This is a genomic window from Salmonella sp. SAL00670, from assembly GCF_046552235.1.
Classification (GTDB): Bacteria; Pseudomonadota; Gammaproteobacteria; order Enterobacterales; family Enterobacteriaceae; genus Salmonella; species Salmonella enterica.
The window spans coordinates 352,511-369,379 of sequence record NZ_JBGDUO010000005.1 but is presented as its reverse complement, the minus strand read 5'-3'; the positions used below and the strand labels follow the sequence as shown (position 1 = coordinate 369,379).

14 protein-coding genes are annotated in these 16,869 nt (G+C 54.6%); 2 read left to right on the top strand and 12 right to left on the bottom strand.

The genetic code is table 11. The annotated features are described in order from the left end of the window. The first annotated feature begins 280 nt into the window (after positions 1 to 280). Positions 281 to 5,983: an autotransporter adhesin BigA gene (gene bigA / locus ACLJRS_RS17950; RefSeq protein WP_410957873.1), complete on the top strand. Its 5,703-nt coding sequence runs from the start codon at positions 281 to 283 to the stop codon at positions 5,981 to 5,983. A gap of 192 nt (positions 5,984 to 6,175) precedes the next feature. Continuing rightward, a complete protein-coding gene (locus ACLJRS_RS17945) occupies positions 6,176 to 6,346 on the top strand; it encodes a YhfL family protein (protein ID WP_000472323.1) in 171 nt (56 codons plus the stop codon). A gap of 144 nt (positions 6,347 to 6,490) precedes the next feature. On the opposite strand, the gene trpS is transcribed toward ACLJRS_RS17945, so the two are convergent. From trpS to ACLJRS_RS17885, 12 genes are all read right to left on the bottom strand, one after another. Then, positions 6,491 to 7,495, bottom strand: coding sequence for a tryptophan--tRNA ligase (gene trpS, locus ACLJRS_RS17940; protein ID WP_000165562.1), 1,005 nt, complete (start codon positions 7,493 to 7,495; stop codon positions 6,491 to 6,493). After that, positions 7,488 to 8,246 (bottom strand): phosphoglycolate phosphatase, encoded by a 759-nt coding sequence (gene gph / locus ACLJRS_RS17935; RefSeq protein WP_000359651.1) that lies wholly within the window; start codon positions 8,244 to 8,246, stop codon positions 7,488 to 7,490. The genes trpS and gph overlap by 8 nt, the downstream gene beginning before the upstream one ends. Beyond that, a complete protein-coding gene (gene rpe / locus ACLJRS_RS17930) occupies positions 8,239 to 8,916 on the bottom strand; it encodes a ribulose-phosphate 3-epimerase (RefSeq protein ID WP_000816287.1) in 678 nt (225 codons plus the stop codon). Before rpe ends, gph begins: the two co-directional genes overlap by 8 nt. A gap of 17 nt (positions 8,917 to 8,933) precedes the next feature. Beyond that, a complete protein-coding gene (gene dam, locus ACLJRS_RS17925) occupies positions 8,934 to 9,770 on the bottom strand; it encodes an adenine-specific DNA-methyltransferase (protein ID WP_000742132.1) in 837 nt (278 codons plus the stop codon). 180 nt (positions 9,771 to 9,950) lie between these two features. After that, complete coding sequence (gene damX / locus ACLJRS_RS17920; RefSeq protein WP_000343157.1) at positions 9,951 to 11,228, bottom strand: cell division protein DamX; 1,278 nt, start codon at positions 11,226 to 11,228, stop codon at positions 9,951 to 9,953. A gap of 97 nt (positions 11,229 to 11,325) precedes the next feature. Then, the gene (aroB, locus tag ACLJRS_RS17915) at positions 11,326 to 12,414 is read right to left on the bottom strand and encodes a 3-dehydroquinate synthase (protein WP_000439824.1); all 1,089 of its coding nucleotides are present in this window, start codon (positions 12,412 to 12,414) and stop codon (positions 11,326 to 11,328) included. Between the two features lie 56 nt (positions 12,415 to 12,470). Beyond that, positions 12,471 to 12,992 (bottom strand): shikimate kinase AroK, encoded by a 522-nt coding sequence (aroK, locus tag ACLJRS_RS17910; RefSeq protein WP_000818621.1) that lies wholly within the window; start codon positions 12,990 to 12,992, stop codon positions 12,471 to 12,473. 464 nt (positions 12,993 to 13,456) lie between these two features. After that, positions 13,457 to 14,695: a DNA uptake porin HofQ gene (hofQ, locus tag ACLJRS_RS17905; protein ID WP_410957872.1), complete on the bottom strand. Its 1,239-nt coding sequence runs from the start codon at positions 14,693 to 14,695 to the stop codon at positions 13,457 to 13,459. Then, the gene (locus tag ACLJRS_RS17900) at positions 14,610 to 15,011 is read right to left on the bottom strand and encodes a DUF2531 family protein (RefSeq protein WP_410957871.1); all 402 of its coding nucleotides are present in this window, start codon (positions 15,009 to 15,011) and stop codon (positions 14,610 to 14,612) included. Before ACLJRS_RS17900 ends, hofQ begins: the two co-directional genes overlap by 86 nt. Continuing rightward, positions 15,001 to 15,474, bottom strand: coding sequence for a hypothetical protein (locus ACLJRS_RS17895; protein ID WP_000992503.1), 474 nt, complete (start codon positions 15,472 to 15,474; stop codon positions 15,001 to 15,003). The genes ACLJRS_RS17900 and ACLJRS_RS17895 overlap by 11 nt, the downstream gene beginning before the upstream one ends. Beyond that, on the bottom strand, positions 15,458 to 15,997 hold the full coding sequence (locus tag ACLJRS_RS17890; RefSeq protein ID WP_000951384.1) for a PilN domain-containing protein: 540 nt from the start codon (positions 15,995 to 15,997) through the stop codon (positions 15,458 to 15,460). Before ACLJRS_RS17890 ends, ACLJRS_RS17895 begins: the two co-directional genes overlap by 17 nt. Then, entirely contained in the window at positions 15,997 to 16,776 is a 780-nt protein-coding gene (locus ACLJRS_RS17885) for a hypothetical protein (protein ID WP_000874744.1), read from the bottom strand. The genes ACLJRS_RS17890 and ACLJRS_RS17885 overlap by 1 nt, the downstream gene beginning before the upstream one ends. Between the last annotated feature and the right edge of the window lie 93 nt (positions 16,777 to 16,869).

Sequence of the window (16,869 nt, the reverse complement as noted above, 5' to 3'; positions counted from 1 at the left end):
ATCTCAAATTATTTTTACTTAAAAGTGAATTAAGAAATCAACTTTAAATACACCAGAAAAATTTAAATAGTAATAATTCTGCCTAAAAACCCTTTTACTCGTCAAATTCACCCCTTATTCATTCATACAATAAATAACACCGTTAAGCACTCAATTTGACCTGACCTGGTTATCGGGTGATAAAATAAACACTAAAGCATAATTTTTCTTCTGGCCATTTCATCATTGCCTGTACCGCTCTCTGCATATGTTTAGTACGCAAGGAAAATATTAATTAAGGATGAACCCTATGCAAAAGAAAAAACTTATTTCTATCGCTATCGCTTTAACGCTACAAAGTTATTACATTCCGGCCATCGCCGCAGAAAATAACGATGATGAAAAAGAATGTCCCAGTAATATCTCCTCCCTGCCTAAAGAAAAACGCGCAAAACTCTCACCGACCTGCCTTGCTACACCTGAAAATGATAATCACTGGGGCTGGGTTGCTGGCGGCGTTGCTGCACTGGTCGCAGGTGTGGCTATTGGCGTTGAAAATAACGGTGGCGGAGATTCTAATCATTCTTATACCCCCCCTACGCCCGATAATGGCGGCGACGTTACCCCACCCGACGATGGCGGCAACGTCACCCCGCCCGACGATAGCGGCGATGACGATGTAACCCCGCCCGACGATAGCGGCGATGACGATGTGACCCCGCCCGACGATAGCGGCGATGACGATGTGACCCCGCCTGACGATAGCGGCGATGACGATGTAACCCCGCCCGACGATAGCGGCGATGACGATGTGACCCCGCCCGATGATAGCGGCGATGACGATGTAACCCCGCCCGATGATAGCGGCGATGACGACGACACGCCCCCAGATGACTCTGTTATTACCTTCAGCAACGGCGTCACCATCGATAAAGGCAAAGACACCCTGACCTTCGACAGCTTCAAACTGGATAACGGCAGCGTTCTTGAGGGTGCCGTGTGGAATTATTCAGAACAGGACAACCAGTGGCAGCTCACCACCGCGGACGGTAAAACGCTGAACGTCACCGGCTGGGACGTGACCGACGCCAATGCCGCCGTGATTGAAGGCACCCAGGAAAACGGTCTCTACTGGAAGTACGACAGCCGGGGCTATCTGATTATTGCCGACGATAACACCACCGTTATCAGCGGCGATGACCAGGCGCATAATTCCGATCGCGGCATGGATATCAGCGGCCAGGATCGCACCGGCGTGATTATTTCCGGCGATAGAACCGTCAACACGCTCACCGGGGACTCCAGTGTGACCGACGGTGCCACCGGCATGGTTATCTCCGGTGACGGCACCACCAACACCATTTCGGGCCACTCCACGGTGGACAACGCCACCGGCGCGCTGATTTCCGGCAACGGCACCACCACCAATTTCGCCGGTGACATTGCCGTGAGCGGCGGCGGCACCGCCATCATCATCGACGGCGACAACGCCACGATTAAGAATACCGGTACCTCTAACATCAGCGGCGCAGGCTCCACCGGCACCGTCATTGACGGCAATAACGCCCGCGTCAACAATGACGGTGATATGACCATCACCGACGGCGGCACCGGCGGCTACATTACCGGCGACAACGTGGTTATCGATAACGCCGGGAGCACTACCGTCAGCGGCGCAGACGCCACGGCGCTGTATATCGAAGGCGACAACGCGCTCGTTATCAACGAAGGTAATCAGACTATCTCCGGCGGCGCCGTCGGTACGCGCATTGACGGCGACGACGCCCATACCACCAATACCGGTGATATCGCGGTGGATGGCGCGGGCTCTGCCGCCGTGATTATCAACGGCGACAACGGCAGCCTGACCCAGGCGGGCGATCTGCTGGTCACCGACGGCGCGATGGGCATCATCACCTATGGCACCGGAAATGAAGCAAAAAATACCGGCAACGCCACCGTACGTGATGCGGACTCGGTGGGTTTTGTGGTTGCAGGCGAAAAAAACACCTTCAAAAACAAAGGGGATATTGACGTCAGCCTTAACGGCACCGGCGCGCTGGTGAGCGGCGATATGTCGCAGGTTACGCTGGATGGCGATATTAACGTTGTCTCAGTCCAGGACAGCGAAGGCGTGTTTAGCTCAGCGACAGGGGTGAGCGTGAGCGGCGACAGCAACGCCGTTGATATCACCGGCAACGTAAATATCAGCGCCGACTACGGGCAGGATGATCTGGCTGCCGGGGCTCCCCCGTTAACCGGCGTTGTCGTCGGCGGTAACGGCAATACCGTTACCCTTAATGGCGCGCTGAATATTGATGACAACGATCTGTCCGCCACCGGCGGACAATACCTGGACGTTGTTGGCCTGAGCGTAACAGGTGATGATAACGACGTTGAGATTGACGGCGGTATTAATATCACCCACAGCGAGGATCCACTTGATGGAACCTCTGCAGACATTACCGGCATCAGCGTCAGCGGTAACAGTACCGTTACGCTAAACGGTCATTCTACCATTGATACCAACACGGTAGTGGGGGGGCACGTTGTACTGGCGCGGGTCAACAACGGCGGCTCCCTGATTCTGGGTGATGACTCAGTTGTTGACGTTAATGTCAGTTATATACCCACAGGCTATTACACCTACAACGCGTTGCTGATGGCTGATGGCGAAGGCACATCAATTGAAAATAAAGGCGATATTACAAGCCATGGCGTGTATTCCGTCATTCGCGCAGATAACGGCTCGGAAGTCAGCAACAGCGGAGATATTCTGGTCTACGCGACCAGTAGCAACAGTAGTGAGGATCGTGCAGCCATCACAAGGGCTAGTGGCGAGGGATCGGCTGTTCATAACAAAGCCGGCGGCGATATCACCCTCATTTCTGATCAGACGCCGCAGGGCAGTGGCGGTATTGAAGTATACCCATTGAAATGGTACACCCACACCTTTTACGCCATGATGGCTTCGGATTATGGCGATGTCGTTAACGATGAGGGCGCCACGATCCATTTGCAGGGGGCAGGTGTATATGGCGTTACCGCCAGCCGAGGTAAAGCACTAAACGAAGGCAATATCTATCTGGATGGCCTTGTCCCGACGCTGGACGATGAAAATAACATCACCAGCACCAGCTACTGGCAGCCATCATCGCTCTATCTCACCAGCTCAGGAATGGTGGCGGGTTCCACCGATGCCGATGGCGACGCCACCGCCATCAACACCGGCAACATTACCGTCAACAACGCCGGGTTCGGCATGATGGCGCTTAATGGCGGCACCGCCATTAACCAGGGCGTGATCACCCTGACCGCCGATGACGGCGTGACCGGTCAGGCAGACGAGCTGGTCGGGATGGCGGCGCTCAACGGCGGCGTCGTCATCAACGACACCAGCGGCGTGATTAACATCGACGCCGATTACGGCCAGGCGTTTCTGAGCGACAGTTCCAGCTACATCATCAATAACGGCTCTATCAACCTTAACGGCAGCCCGATGGATGATACTGATTCACACATGGGCGGCACGCCAACGGACAAAATCTGGATTCAGTCTCTGCCCGGCAGCGGCGACAGCGACACCAGGACCTCCGACACAGGTTTCTTCACCGCCGGTACGCTGGCCAACTACGGTACTGAAACCCTGAACGGCGATGTGGACGTTAACGGGGGCTGGCTGTACAACGAAGCGGGCGCCTCGCTCACCGTCAACGGCACCGTGACGATTAACGGCGGGGCTAACGCGCTGGCTAACTACGGGACGCTGGACGCGGACGCTATTTCCACCTGGCACAGCCTCTTTAATGAAGCGGACGGCAGCATCACCACCGATCTGTTAACCCTTAATGGCGACGTCACTTTTTACAATAACGGCGATTTCACCGGCTCCATAGCGGGCACCAGCTACCAGCAGGAGATCGTCAATACTGGCGATATGACGGTGGCGGAAGATGGCAAATCGCTGGTCAGCGGCAGCTTCTATTTCTATAACGAAGAGGACGCAACGCTTACCAACAGCGGCAGCGCGGTGGAAGGCGGTGAGAACACCATCATCAATCTGACGCGCGCCAACGATTCGCTGACCCAGGTGAACAGCGGCACCATCACCGCCACTAACGGTTACAGCGCCATCACCACGGTCAACGGCAGCAATGACCCCAAATGGATCTGGAACACCGCAACCGGCGTGATTAACGGTATTAACCCGGATGCGCCGCTAATCAATTTGGGCCGCGGCTATAACTTCGGCAACCAGGGCACTATCAACGTGCAGGGCGATAACGCCGTGGCGATTAGCGGCGGCACCAGCAGTTATGTCATTAACCTGGTCAATAGCGGCACCATCAACGTCGGTACCGAGCAGGGCAAGGAGGACGGCACCAATGGCACCGGGCTTATCGGCATCAAGGGCAACGGTAATGCCACTACCATCAACAACACCGCAGACGGCGTGATCAACGTTTACGCGGATGACTCGTATGCGTTTGGCGGCAAGACCAAAGCCATCATCAACAACGGCGAAATCAACCTGCTGTGCGACAGCGGCTGCGACATCTACGCGCCGGGTACTACGGGTACGCAGAACGACCATAACGGGACAGCGGACATCGTCATTCCGGATGCGACTACCGCCCCGACCGAGGGCAGCATCCCGACGCCGCCAGCGGATCCCAACGCGCCGCAGCAGCTCTCCAACTATATTGTTGGCACCAACGCCGACGGTAGCTCCGGTACGCTGAAAGCCAATAACCTGGTGATTGGCGACAACGTGAAGGTGGATACCGGCTTTACCAGCGGTACGGCGGATACCACCGTGGTGGTGGATAACGCCTTCACCGGCAGCAATATCCAGGGCGCGGACAACATCACTTCCACCAGCGTAGTCTGGAACGCCCAGGGTAGCCAGGATGCCGACGGCAACGTTGACGTCACCATGACTAAAAACGCCTATGCCGATGTGGCGACCGACAGCTCGGTAAGCGACGTGGCGCAGGCGTTGGACGCCGGTTACACCAACAACGAGCTGTACACCAGCCTTAATGTGGGGACTACCGCCGAGCTGAACAGCGCACTCAAGCAGGTGAGCGGTGCTCAAGCCACCACGGTATTCCGTGAAGCGCGTGTACTCAGCAACCGCTTTACCATGCTGGCCGACGCCGCGCCGCAAATTAAAGATGGTCTGGCGTTCAACGTGGTGGCGAAAGGCGACCCACGTGCGGAGCTGGGCAACGACACCCAGTACGACATGCTGGCATTACGCCAGACGTTGGATCTCACCGCCAGCCAGAATCTGACGCTGGAGTACGGTATTGCGCGTCTGGATGGCGACGGTTCGAAAACTGCGGGCGATAACGGCCTGACAGGCGGCTACAGCCAGTTCTTTGGCCTGAAGCACAGCATGGCGTTTGATGAAGGTCTGGCGTGGAACAACAGCCTGCGTTATGACGTGCACAACCTCGACAGCAGCCGTTCTGTCGCTTATGGCGATGTCAACAAAATTGCCGATTCCGACATGCGTCAGCAGTACCTTGAGTTTCGCAGTGAAGGGGCGAAAACTTTCACCATGATGAGTGATACGCTGAAAGTCACGCCGTATGCCGGGGTGAAATTCCGTCACACCATGGAAGGAGGCTACAAAGAGCGCAGCGCCGGAGATTTTAACCTGTCCATGAACTCTGGCAACGAAACGGCGGTAGACTCTATTGTCGGCCTGAAGCTGGATTACGCCGGGAAAGACGGCTGGAGCGCCACCGCTACCCTGGAAGGCGGCCCGAACCTGAGCTACAGCAAGAGCCAGCGTACAGCGTCATTACAGGGTGCGGCGGGTCAATCGTTCGGCGTGGATGACGGTCAAAAAGGCGGCGGCATTAATGGCCTGGCAACCATCGGCGTGAAATATAGCAGCAATGATACCGCGCTACATCTGGATGCATACCAGTGGAAGGAAGACAGTATCAGCGATAAAGGCTTTATGCTTAACGTTAAGAAAACATTTCGTTAAATAAACGACATTATATAACACTAATACAGGCCGCTTATTATTAAGCGGCCTTTTTAAATCATATCCCCTGGTAAAGATAAAGTCCTTATTTGGACTACCTGTATAGTTTAATAATTGCTATCGTACTATACGCTAAATAGATCTTATATTTATTCCACCAGTAGTGCTCGTTTTATCAACAAGGATTTTGAAATGTTTAAATTTGTAAAAATTGCCGTTGTGGCAGGGGTTCTGGCGACGCTCACTGCTTGTACTGGTCATATCGAAAACAAAAAAAATAACTGCAGCTACGATTATTTGCTGCACCCTGCAATTTCTATTTCTAAAATTATTGGCGGTTGCGGCCCGGCTGCCGATCAATAATAGAAACGACTGCGCAGATACAAAAAAACCGGGATTTTCCCGGTTTTTTTACAGGTCTGATAAACGGTACGGCGCAGATGCCTTGTCCAACTTACGCTCGTTGGTAGGCCCGATAAGCCAGCGCCATCGGGCAAGCAATTACCGTTACGGTTTCGCCACAAAGCCAATGGCTTCGTAAACGGCTTTCAGCGTTTCGGCCGCACGTGCGCTGGCTTTTTCCGCCCCGTCTTTCATCACCTTCTGCAAGAACGCTTCGTCGTTGCGGAAACGATGATAGCGCTCCTGCAACTCAGACAGCATTCCGGAAACCGCCTCCGCCACTTCGCCTTTCAAATGGCCATACATTTTACCTTCAAACTGTTTTTCCAGTTCAGGAATGCTCTGACCAGTCACGGCGGAAAGAATATCCAGCAGGTTAGAGACACCCGCTTTCTCTTTCACATCATAACGTACTACCGGCGGCTCGTCGGAGTCAGTGACCGCACGTTTGATTTTCTTCACTACCGATTTCGGATCTTCCAGCAGGCCGATCACGTTATTACGGTTATCGTCCGATTTGGACATTTTCTTCGTCGGCTCCAGCAGCGACATCACGCGCGCGCCGGATTTGGGAATAAACGGTTCCGGTACTTTGAAAATATCGCCATACAGCCCGTTAAAACGCTGGGCGATATCGCGGCTCAGTTCCAGATGCTGCTTCTGATCTTCGCCTACCGGCACCAGATTGGTTTGGTACAACAGGATGTCTGCCGCCATCAACACCGGGTAATCAAACAGGCCGGCGTTAATGTTTTCCGCATAGCGCGCAGATTTATCTTTAAACTGCGTCATACGGCTCAGCTCGCCGAAATAGGTATAGCAGTTTAGCGCCCAGCCAAGCTGCGCATGTTCCGGCACATGGGACTGAACGAAAATAGTGCTCTTTTCAGGATCAATACCGCATGCCAGGTACAGCGCCAGCGTATCCAGCGTCGCTTTACGTAGCTGCTGCGCGTCCTGACGCACGGTAATAGCATGTTGGTCTACGATGCAGTAGATGCAATGATAGTCATCCTGCATGTTTACCCACTGACGCAATGCCCCCATATAGTTGCCAATGGTCAATTCACCTGAGGGCTGTGCGCCACTAAAAACGATGGGCTTAGTCATTTTTTATTTCCTGGTTATCGCTATGCGGAAGCCCAAGTGCGGGCAAAAGGTCGTTAAAACTGTCATAAATGACGTCCGGCTCGCTAAGGGCGATCGCTTCGCCATAATTGTAGCCGTATGTCAGGCCAACCGAAGGGCAGCCCGCCGCTTTTGCAGCCTGAATATCATTACGCGAATCGCCGACAAAAAGCATCTGCTCCGGCATCATGCCCAGCCGGCTTGCCACCAGCAACAGCGGCTCCGGATGCGGCTTCTTATTTTGCACATCATCGCCGCCGATAACCACACCAAAGTATTTGGCGATATCAAGCGATTCCAGCAACGGCGCGACGAACGGCGTCGGCTTATTCGTCACCAGACCTAATGACAATCCGCTGGCGTGCAGCGCGCCCAGCGTGTCGGCGACATGCGGAAATAAAAAGGTGCCCTCTTCCGCCACTTCGCCATAATACCTGTCGAACAGCTTACGCAGAATACGTACCTGTTCCTCGGCAGGAATATCTTCATCAACGGGCGGTTTACCCATCGTCTTACGCAGCGTGGCGCGCTCCTCGCGAGCCCAGGTCAGCGCGCGTTCCATCAATACGTCTGCGCCGTTACCAATCCAGGTAATCACGCGCTCCTCGCCCGCGACCGGCAGTTCCAGCGCATACAGCGCCATATCCACCGCCGCGGCAAGACCCGGCGCGCTATCCACCAGCGTGCCGTCAAGATCAAAGGCGACGCCCCGAATATTCTGCAACTTATCCATGAGTTACCTTTGCCAGCTCACTGCGCATTTCATCAATCACTTTTTTATAGTCGGGTTTATCGAAAATTGCCGACCCCGCAACAAACATGTCCGCACCTGCTGCGGCGATCTCGCCGATATTGTTCACCTTCACGCCGCCGTCCACTTCCAGGCGAATGTCGTAACCGGACGCATCAATGCGGCGACGCACTTCGCGCAGTTTATCCAGCGTCTGCGGAATAAAAGACTGGCCGCCGAAGCCTGGGTTCACGGACATCAGCAGGATCACATCCAGTTTGTCCATGACGTAATCGAGATAACTGAGCGACGTTGCCGGGTTGAATACCAGCCCCGCTTTACAGCCGTGTTCTTTAATCAGCTGTAGCGTGCGGTCAACATGTTCGGAGGCTTCCGGGTGAAAGGTAATGATGCTCGCGCCAGCGGCGGCAAAGTCGGGCACGATACGGTCGACTGGCTTGACCATCAGGTGGACATCAATAGGCGCGGTAATACCGTACTGACGCAGGGATTTCAGCACCATCGGGCCGATAGTCAGGTTCGGCACATAGTGATTATCCATGACGTCAAAGTGTACAACATCAGCACCGGCAGCCAGCGCTTTGGCGGTGTCTTCACCCAGGCGAGCAAAATCAGCCGACAGAATTGAGGGGGCAATCAAATACTGTTTCATCCGCTTCTCCTTGAGAATTATTTTCTTGCAGGCGTTGCGACTCCTGGTTGGTACAGAGCCAGCAGTTCGTCCACCTTTTTACGTGTGCCGCCGTTGCTGCTTATACTGCGTCTAACTTTGACGACATGCAATTTTGCGAGTTGATACCACTCGCGTGTGAGCGCCGTATCATGGTTGGAAATGAGCACCGGTATCCGGTTACTGACCAGATTCTCAGCGATTTCCGCCAGATGCGCTTGTTGCGTCAGGCTAAAACTATTGGTGTGATACGCTGTGAAGTTAGCCGTGGCGGACAACGGCGCATAAGGCGGATCGCAATAGACCACCGACGACTTGTCCGCACGCGCCATACTGTCTGCGTATGACTCACAGTAAAAGAACGCATTCTGCGCTTTTTCTGCAAAGTGGTACAACTCCGCTTCCGGGAAGTAAGGTCTTTTATAACGACCAAACGGTACATTAAATTCCCCGCGCAAGTTATAGCGACAGAGTCCGTTATAACCGTAGCGATTCAGATATAAAAACAGTACCGCCCGACGAAAGGGGTCCTGGCAGGTGTTGAACTCCTCACGGAGTTGGTAATAGACCTCAGCCTGGTTAGTTTCAGGCATAAACAGCTCGCGCGAAGCCTGTACATACTCGTCAGTACGTAACTTCACGATGTTATAGAGGCTAATAAGGTCGCTGTTGATATCGGCGAGGATATAACGAGAAAAGTCGGTGTTAAGAAACACCGATCCGGCACCCACAAAAGGTTCGACAAGGCACTCGCCTTTTGGCAAATGTCGTTTGATATCATCAAGCAGAGGGTATTTTCCCCCTGCCCACTTCAAAAAAGCGCGATTTTTTTTCATGCTGACTAACTAATTACACCTTCTCCGGCTGTGGAGAAAGCTCCGACAGCATCCTGCGCTTTAGGCTGTGCCGCGTTGCTTTACGGCGCATTTGACGGTAGCAAATGCGCCCCTCGCGCCTGTCCTGAACAAAAATAGCTGTCAGCGACACTCACAGGCAATTGCAGGACACAGCCTGGATTATTTCAGATCGGCCTGAACCTGATGCAACGGTTTTGCCCACGGGTTTTTCGCCTGCACATCGGCAGGTAAGGTGGACACCGCACGTTTAGCATCTTCTTTCGAAGCATACATCCCCGTTACCAGCACATACCACGGTTGTCCATTACGCGTCGTCTCGTATACCACATAATTTTTCAGGTTCTCTTTCTTCGCCCAACCGTTCAGGTTGTCGTAATTTGAAGAACTACTGAGCTGCAATGTGTAGTGGCTGGATGGCGCGCTCTTTAAGGCGCCAACGTTGCCGGCGCTTTTCCCGCCGCCTGCGACAGGCGTCGTCGAGGCTTGCGCTGGCTTCGCGGTTTGTACCGGCGCAGCGCTTGCCGTCACTGTCGGCGCAGCCGTCGTGGTGGTCGCTTTCGGCGTCGCGGCTGGCGCTGCCGGTTCCGTGCGTTTCACTGGCGCGACCGGTTTCTTCGGCTCCGCAGTCGTGGTTTTCGCCGTGGTCTGCGGTTTCTTAGGTTCAATGACGGCCTGTTTACGTTCCGGACGCGTGGTATGACGCTCGGCAGGTTCGCTAACCGCCGCCTGACGCGTCGTGCTGCCATTGCGAACTGGCGCGACGGTTGCAGGCTCTGTCGGCAACGTAGAGTTCACCGCAACATTGTTCATCTGCTCTGGATTCTGCGTCAGCGCATTATTCAGATCGCCCTGCACTTCCACGCGCTGCTGACCGTCAGCGACCACAGGCGACTGTCCCTGCGTCGGCGTTGAAGAAATCGGCGGCAACGAAATATCCTGCGACGTATTGCCCGCGGTTTGTTCTGCGGAGGTGGCGCCCGGCGCAGGCTGGGTCGCATTCGCCTGGTCGGCGGCGTTACCGGAAAGATCGATACTCTTTTCGCCAGAGGCCGACGGCTCGCTGGAAGACGTTGAGGGGGCTTTCAGCGCGGAGCCGATACCGATAATCAACAGCAGCAGCACCAGTACGCCAACGCCCATCATCATGTACTGACGAGAGGCTGGCTTATGGGCCGCTTTTTTACGCTTACGTGGGCGGCGTTCAACACGCTCTTCGTCCACCGTATCGTCTTCATCGGATTCGTACTCTTCTTCAACTTCAGGTTCTTCACTACGCGCTTTACGCGTACGCGTCGGACGGCGATCGTCGGCATCCAGATCAACGTCATCAAAGTTGATCTGCGGTTCACTATCGCGTTCTGAAGATTGACGAGAACGACCAGTACGACGATCGCTGGGATCGGGTTTCAGCTCGTCTTCTGGTTTGAATTCATCCATTTAACACCCCACTCAAAGGTTAATGCTTACGACATTGCACATAACCTGAAGCTAAAAGACTGACAGCTACGCAATATCAGTCTGACCTTTCTTGTTGTTACGCCTGCTGACAGTCAGCAATCGCGCTAAGAACGACTTCGTGCGACACTCCGCCGCGCACTTCACTTTTCCCTATGGCCAGCGGAAGCACTAAACGCAACTCCCCCGCTAACACTTTTTTATCTCGCAGCATGTGCGGCAAATAGTCCTGCGCGGACATCTCGCAAGGGCCATTGACTGGCAACCCGGCCCGTTCGAGTAGCGCGATGATGCGCTGCGTATCAGCAGAACTAAACTGCCCCAAACGCTCGGATGCGCGCGCAGCCATCACTATACCTGCGGCAACGGCTTCACCATGTAACCAATTGCCATATCCCATTTCCGCTTCAATGGCGTGGCCAAAGGTATGTCCAAGATTCAGTAAAGCACGTAAGCCCGCTTCACGCTCGTCGGCGGCAACAACTTCGGCTTTCAGCTCGCAACAACGGCGAATACAGTACGCCATCGCCGGGCCGTCCAGACGCAATAGCGCATCCAGATTACCCTCAAGCCAGGTGAAGAAGTCTGCGTCGAGTATAATGCCGTATTTGATCACCTCTGCCAGCCCCGATGCCAGTTCGCGTGCGGGAAGCGTTTTCAGGCAATCAAGATCGACAACCACAGAAGCGGGTTGGTAAAACGCGCCAATCATGTTTTTGCCAAGGGGATGGTTGACGGCGGTTTTCCCGCCCACGGAAGAATCAACCTGCGACAGTAAGGTAGTTGGTACCTGGATGAAACGTACGCCTCGCTGGTAGCTGGCCGCCGCAAAACCGGTGAGATCGCCAATCACGCCGCCGCCAAGCGCGACCAGAGTGGTATCACGACCATGCGGTTTTTTCAGTAACGCCGTAAACACCGTATCCAGCACCGTCAGGCTCTTATACTGCTCGCCGTCAGGAAGAATCACGCTGTCTACGTTAACGCCCGCCCGTTCGAGTACGCCGCGAACCTTGTCCAGATAAAGCGGCGCCAGGGTTTCGTTGGTCACTAACATGACCTGATCGCCTGATTTCAGCGGCAAGAATGAAGCTGGTTCGTTAAACAAACCAGCCGCGATGGTGATCGGGTAACTACGTTCCCCGAGAGTGACTGTAATCCTCTCCATGACGCGACATCCACCTTAGTTACTTGTGCCCGCTTACCCAGCGTATTCTGCTTGAATTAGTTGCTTTCCAGCATATGAATAATCTGGTTTGCCACAACCTTAGCGCTTTGATCGTCGGTGCGAATGGTGACGTCGGCAATCTCTTCGTACAGCGGATTGCGTTCGTTAGCCAGCGCTTCCAGAACTTCGCGAGGCGGTGCTTCAACCTGCAACAGCGGGCGTTTTTTATCACGCTGCGTGCGCGCCAGTTGTTTTTCGATGGTCGTTTCAAGGTAGACCACGACGCCACGCGCGGAGAGACGGTTACGCGTTTCACGCGATTTTACAGAGCCACCGCCGGTTGCCAGCACAATACCCTGTTTTTCCGTCAATTCGTTGATAACTTTTTCTTCACGATTACGGAAGCCGTCTTCACCTTCAACATCGAAGACCCAGCCCACATCAGCTCCGGTTCGTTTCTCAATCTCTTGATCAGAATCGTAAAATTCCATATTGAGTTGTTGAGCTAACTGGCGCCCAATAGTGCTTTTTCCGGCACCCATAGGCCCAACCAGAAAGATATTGCGTTTCTCTGCCATTTTTTCGGTACTACTAAGACTATTCGTTAATGGTAAACCCGCTTCACAGACACCCAGCGCAGCAGGACATGAACTGAAACCTCATAAGATATTGCGAGAGTCAGACTGAAAATTATCTCAATACTCAAGCGGGTTTGGCAACTGAATAAATCACCAAGCCTGATTGTTGCAAAACCCGAGTTAGCGTTGCCGAATGGCGACCAGAACAACATATCCGGCCTACAAATTGCTCTACTTTCAAACAATTGTGCGCAATCCGCAGAACCAATACGTCTGCATCAGCGGACATTCAGCCGTTTATCATCGGTCTTATGCACACCTTCGGCAAGGCAAAGCGCATTAATCAATGCGTAAGCAACGAAAAGCACGACTCTCAAATCGGTACTCCTTGTATGCTAAATACATCCGCACGTCAAATCCCGCAGATGCGTTCAGTGCAAAAACAGCGCTTTTTTATGCATAAATTATTCTGTCGCCACCAGTCTGGGGGTGATAAACACCACTAATTCGCGTCGCTCGTCCTCTTTACCGTCATGGCGGAAGAGCTGACCAAGCCAGGGAATATCCCCCAACAGCGGCACGCTATCGCTACCCGATTTATTTTTTCGCGAAAAAATACCGCCCAGCGCCAGCGTCTCGCCGCTTTTTACCTCTACCTGCGTTTCAATTTCCTGTTTATCTATCGCCAGCACTTCGCCGTCAGCCTGTTGTAGTACCTGACCGGGAACATTCTGGCTGATATGTAACTTCAGGCGGATGCGCCCTTTTTGCAAAACGGTGGGCGTCACCTCCATCCCCAGCACCGCTTCTTTAAATTCCACGGAGGTCGCGCCGCTTTCGCCGCTGGAAACCTGATAAGGAATTTCGCTGCCTTGCTTGATACTGGCTGGCTGTAGATGCGAAGCCAGCAGCCGGGGGCTGGCGATAATATCCAACTGCTGCTTTTGTTCCAGCGCTGACAGCTCTAAATCCAGCAGGCGTCCGTTAATGCGCCCGATGTTAAACCCGACGCGTGAGGTGGCGGCGGCGACGGATAAATCACTGGAAAGCGTCGTCACGTCACCCACCGCGCCCGCTTGCGTCGCGTCAGCCAGCGTCCACTTTACGCCCAGTTCCCGTAGACTCTTTTCGTTAATGGTGACGATATGCGCCGCCAGTTCCACCTGCGCCACCGGCAGATCCATTTGCGATACCCATTTTTCCAGCTCCGCCAGGGCCGCGCGGTTATCGCGCAACAGCATGCGGTTGGTGCGCTTATCTACCATGATGGTTCCCTTCGCGCTCAGGAGTTTCTCGCCCGCTTTCGCCAGTTCGCCGGCATCGGCGTATTGCAGGCTAATGCTGCGGTTTTCCAGCGGTAAATTAGCCTGAAGCCTTAACCGCTCGGCATCCTGCCGCGCACTGTGTTCTTTCTGCCAGGCCTGTGAATGAACATGGAGAATATTCCCCTCCTGACGTAGCACCAGCCCCGCGCTATTGACCACCGTCTGTAGCGCCTGTTTCCACGGCACATCCGTCAGATGTAGCGATAATGTCCCGCTGACGTCCGGCGACACCACCAGATTCTGCCGCTCCTGCTCGGCTAAAGTCTGCAAAACCTGCACCACAGGGACGTCGTCAACCACCAGCGTCACTTTCGCCGCTTTTCCCGCCTGCGCGGCGGGCATCAAGGCTATCAGTATCATGGCTATCCATCGCTTCATTGTCCGCTCCCTGACGTAGCCACCGCCACTGCGGCGGCGCACAATTTTTACCGGTCGTTAACGTTAAGGCTTCCGCCGTCAGGCGGACAATCGTCCAACCGTTTTCCAGCGTCTGCCCTTCTTCCACTCGTCGCCATTTTTGCTGACTGTCTTTAAGAATGCCTGTCCATCGCTCGCCTTTACGCACCGCGCCCTGATACCGCCACTGCGAGAGTTCCGCTATCCGGCAGCGATCTTCCGGCGGGCGGAAGGGATCGCGCATTCCTGTCAACATCAGCAAACAAAAACAGAGCAATACACTGCGGCTAGCTTTCATTCGCCAGGCGCTCCAGTTGCAGCGTCATCAATAATTCCGCCCCCTCTTTACGCAATGAAAACCGACTTACGCTCATCTCGCTTTCGGCCAACCGGACAAACAGCGACGGCACCGCATCCCAGGACGTTTTCAGCGCCATTTCTCCCCCCTGCGCCGATGGCTGCCAGTGCAGCAAACGCAGGGGAGGCGCCTGGAAATCTAACGGCGAAAAAGGACGCGGATTTTCCACGGTGCGCCCGAAAAGCGGTTCAGCCGCGACGCTCAGACGGCGCAGATGACGCCACTGTTGCCGGGCGGCCTCGCGCTGCTGGCTTAACCGCGTTTGTTGCGTATCCAACGTTTTCCAGCCGGGATAGCCCACAGATAACGCAACCGTCAGCGTCAGGCACAGCACGCCTGCACACCAACAAAAAACCCGACCACGGCGCGACATCCCGTACCAGAGATCAAAGAGCGCGTTCACGGGCGGCGCTCCTCGTTAATTGATAATGGAACTGCCAGCGCCCTTGCGCATCCTGCCGCGTGGCGCCCGTGCGGTTTAGCGGAAAACTGACATAGTGACGAAGCGATGTCTCAAGCGTGAGCAGGGCGTCAAACGTTCTCGCCAGCCCTTCCAGCTCTAGCGTCTCTTGCTGATAATTGAGGCTTGTCAGCCATGCCTGTTCTGGCAACAGGTTGGCAAGGTCAGTCAAGATAGATTTCCAGGCTTGCGTCAGTTCACGCTGCGCCTGACGTTGTAATCGCGCCTGTTGCTGTCGCTGACGCTGCTGCAACTGCGGTATGTTCGCCGCAAGCGCCGTCGTGCGTCCGTTTTCCGCCGTCAGTAGCAGTTCATTAATCCTCCCCTCCTGCCAAAAAACCAACCGGGCGATCGTCGCGAGGCTTGCTATCAGCAGCAGGGACGCGCCCCATACCACGCACCACAGCCGCAGACGCGCTACGTAATGTTGGCGCCGCCAGGGGAGCAAATTGACAGAATGCGCCATCAGCGTATCTCCCCTATGGCTAAACCCAGCGCAATCGCAAAGCGATAACCGTCCGGCGGAACCGGCGGTTGGCGGACGGTTACGGCGCGCCAGGGGTCGAATTCGCCCTCGGCGCATAACGAAATATGTTCCGGCACGACGGATAATGTTGCGGCAAGGTCATGCAGCGTCGTCGCCTCGCGCGCCGATTTACGCCCCCACGCATAGCGCGTCGCCCACAGCCACTGGCTCTCATCGCGCCAGACCAGACATTGCCGCCCCGAAGGTATAAACGGCAGCAAGCGCTGTAACGCGCAGGCATCGGGCGTTACAGCAGCGATGCGCACATTGATCGTTTGCGCCAGCGTTAACAGCTCTGAAATTTCTTTGCTTTGCACGGCGGTAACGTTGAACGCGGGGCTCAGCGCATCGTCCTGAAAGTCGAAACGCAATAAGTCCGGATCCATATCCAGCTCACGCGCCATCGTTTGTGAAAGCCATGCGACTTGCTCACGTTCCCGCAGACGCATCGGCGGATGTGGAAAAGCGCGTTGCAATGTCCGATTTGCGGGAAAAGAGAGATAAATACGGTGACGTAGCGGCAGCTCACGGCTCCAGGGTCGCAGTACGTGAGCCAGCGATTGCGGGTCAGGAATCGTACCCTCTGCCGTGGAGGCGTTCATCAGCGGCAGTCGCCACCAACGTTGCAGGGACCAGCCCGATGCGCCGCGAATAACGGCGATGGCCAGCGCTTCATGCTGCTGAATATGCAATCCTATTTGCCAGGTTTTAAAAGCCATAACGGTCGATCTCCTTATCACCCGTCGCGTTAACGGGTATATCAATGCGTCTGGCTTGCCTTTATACTACCGCGCGTTTGTTTATAAACTGCC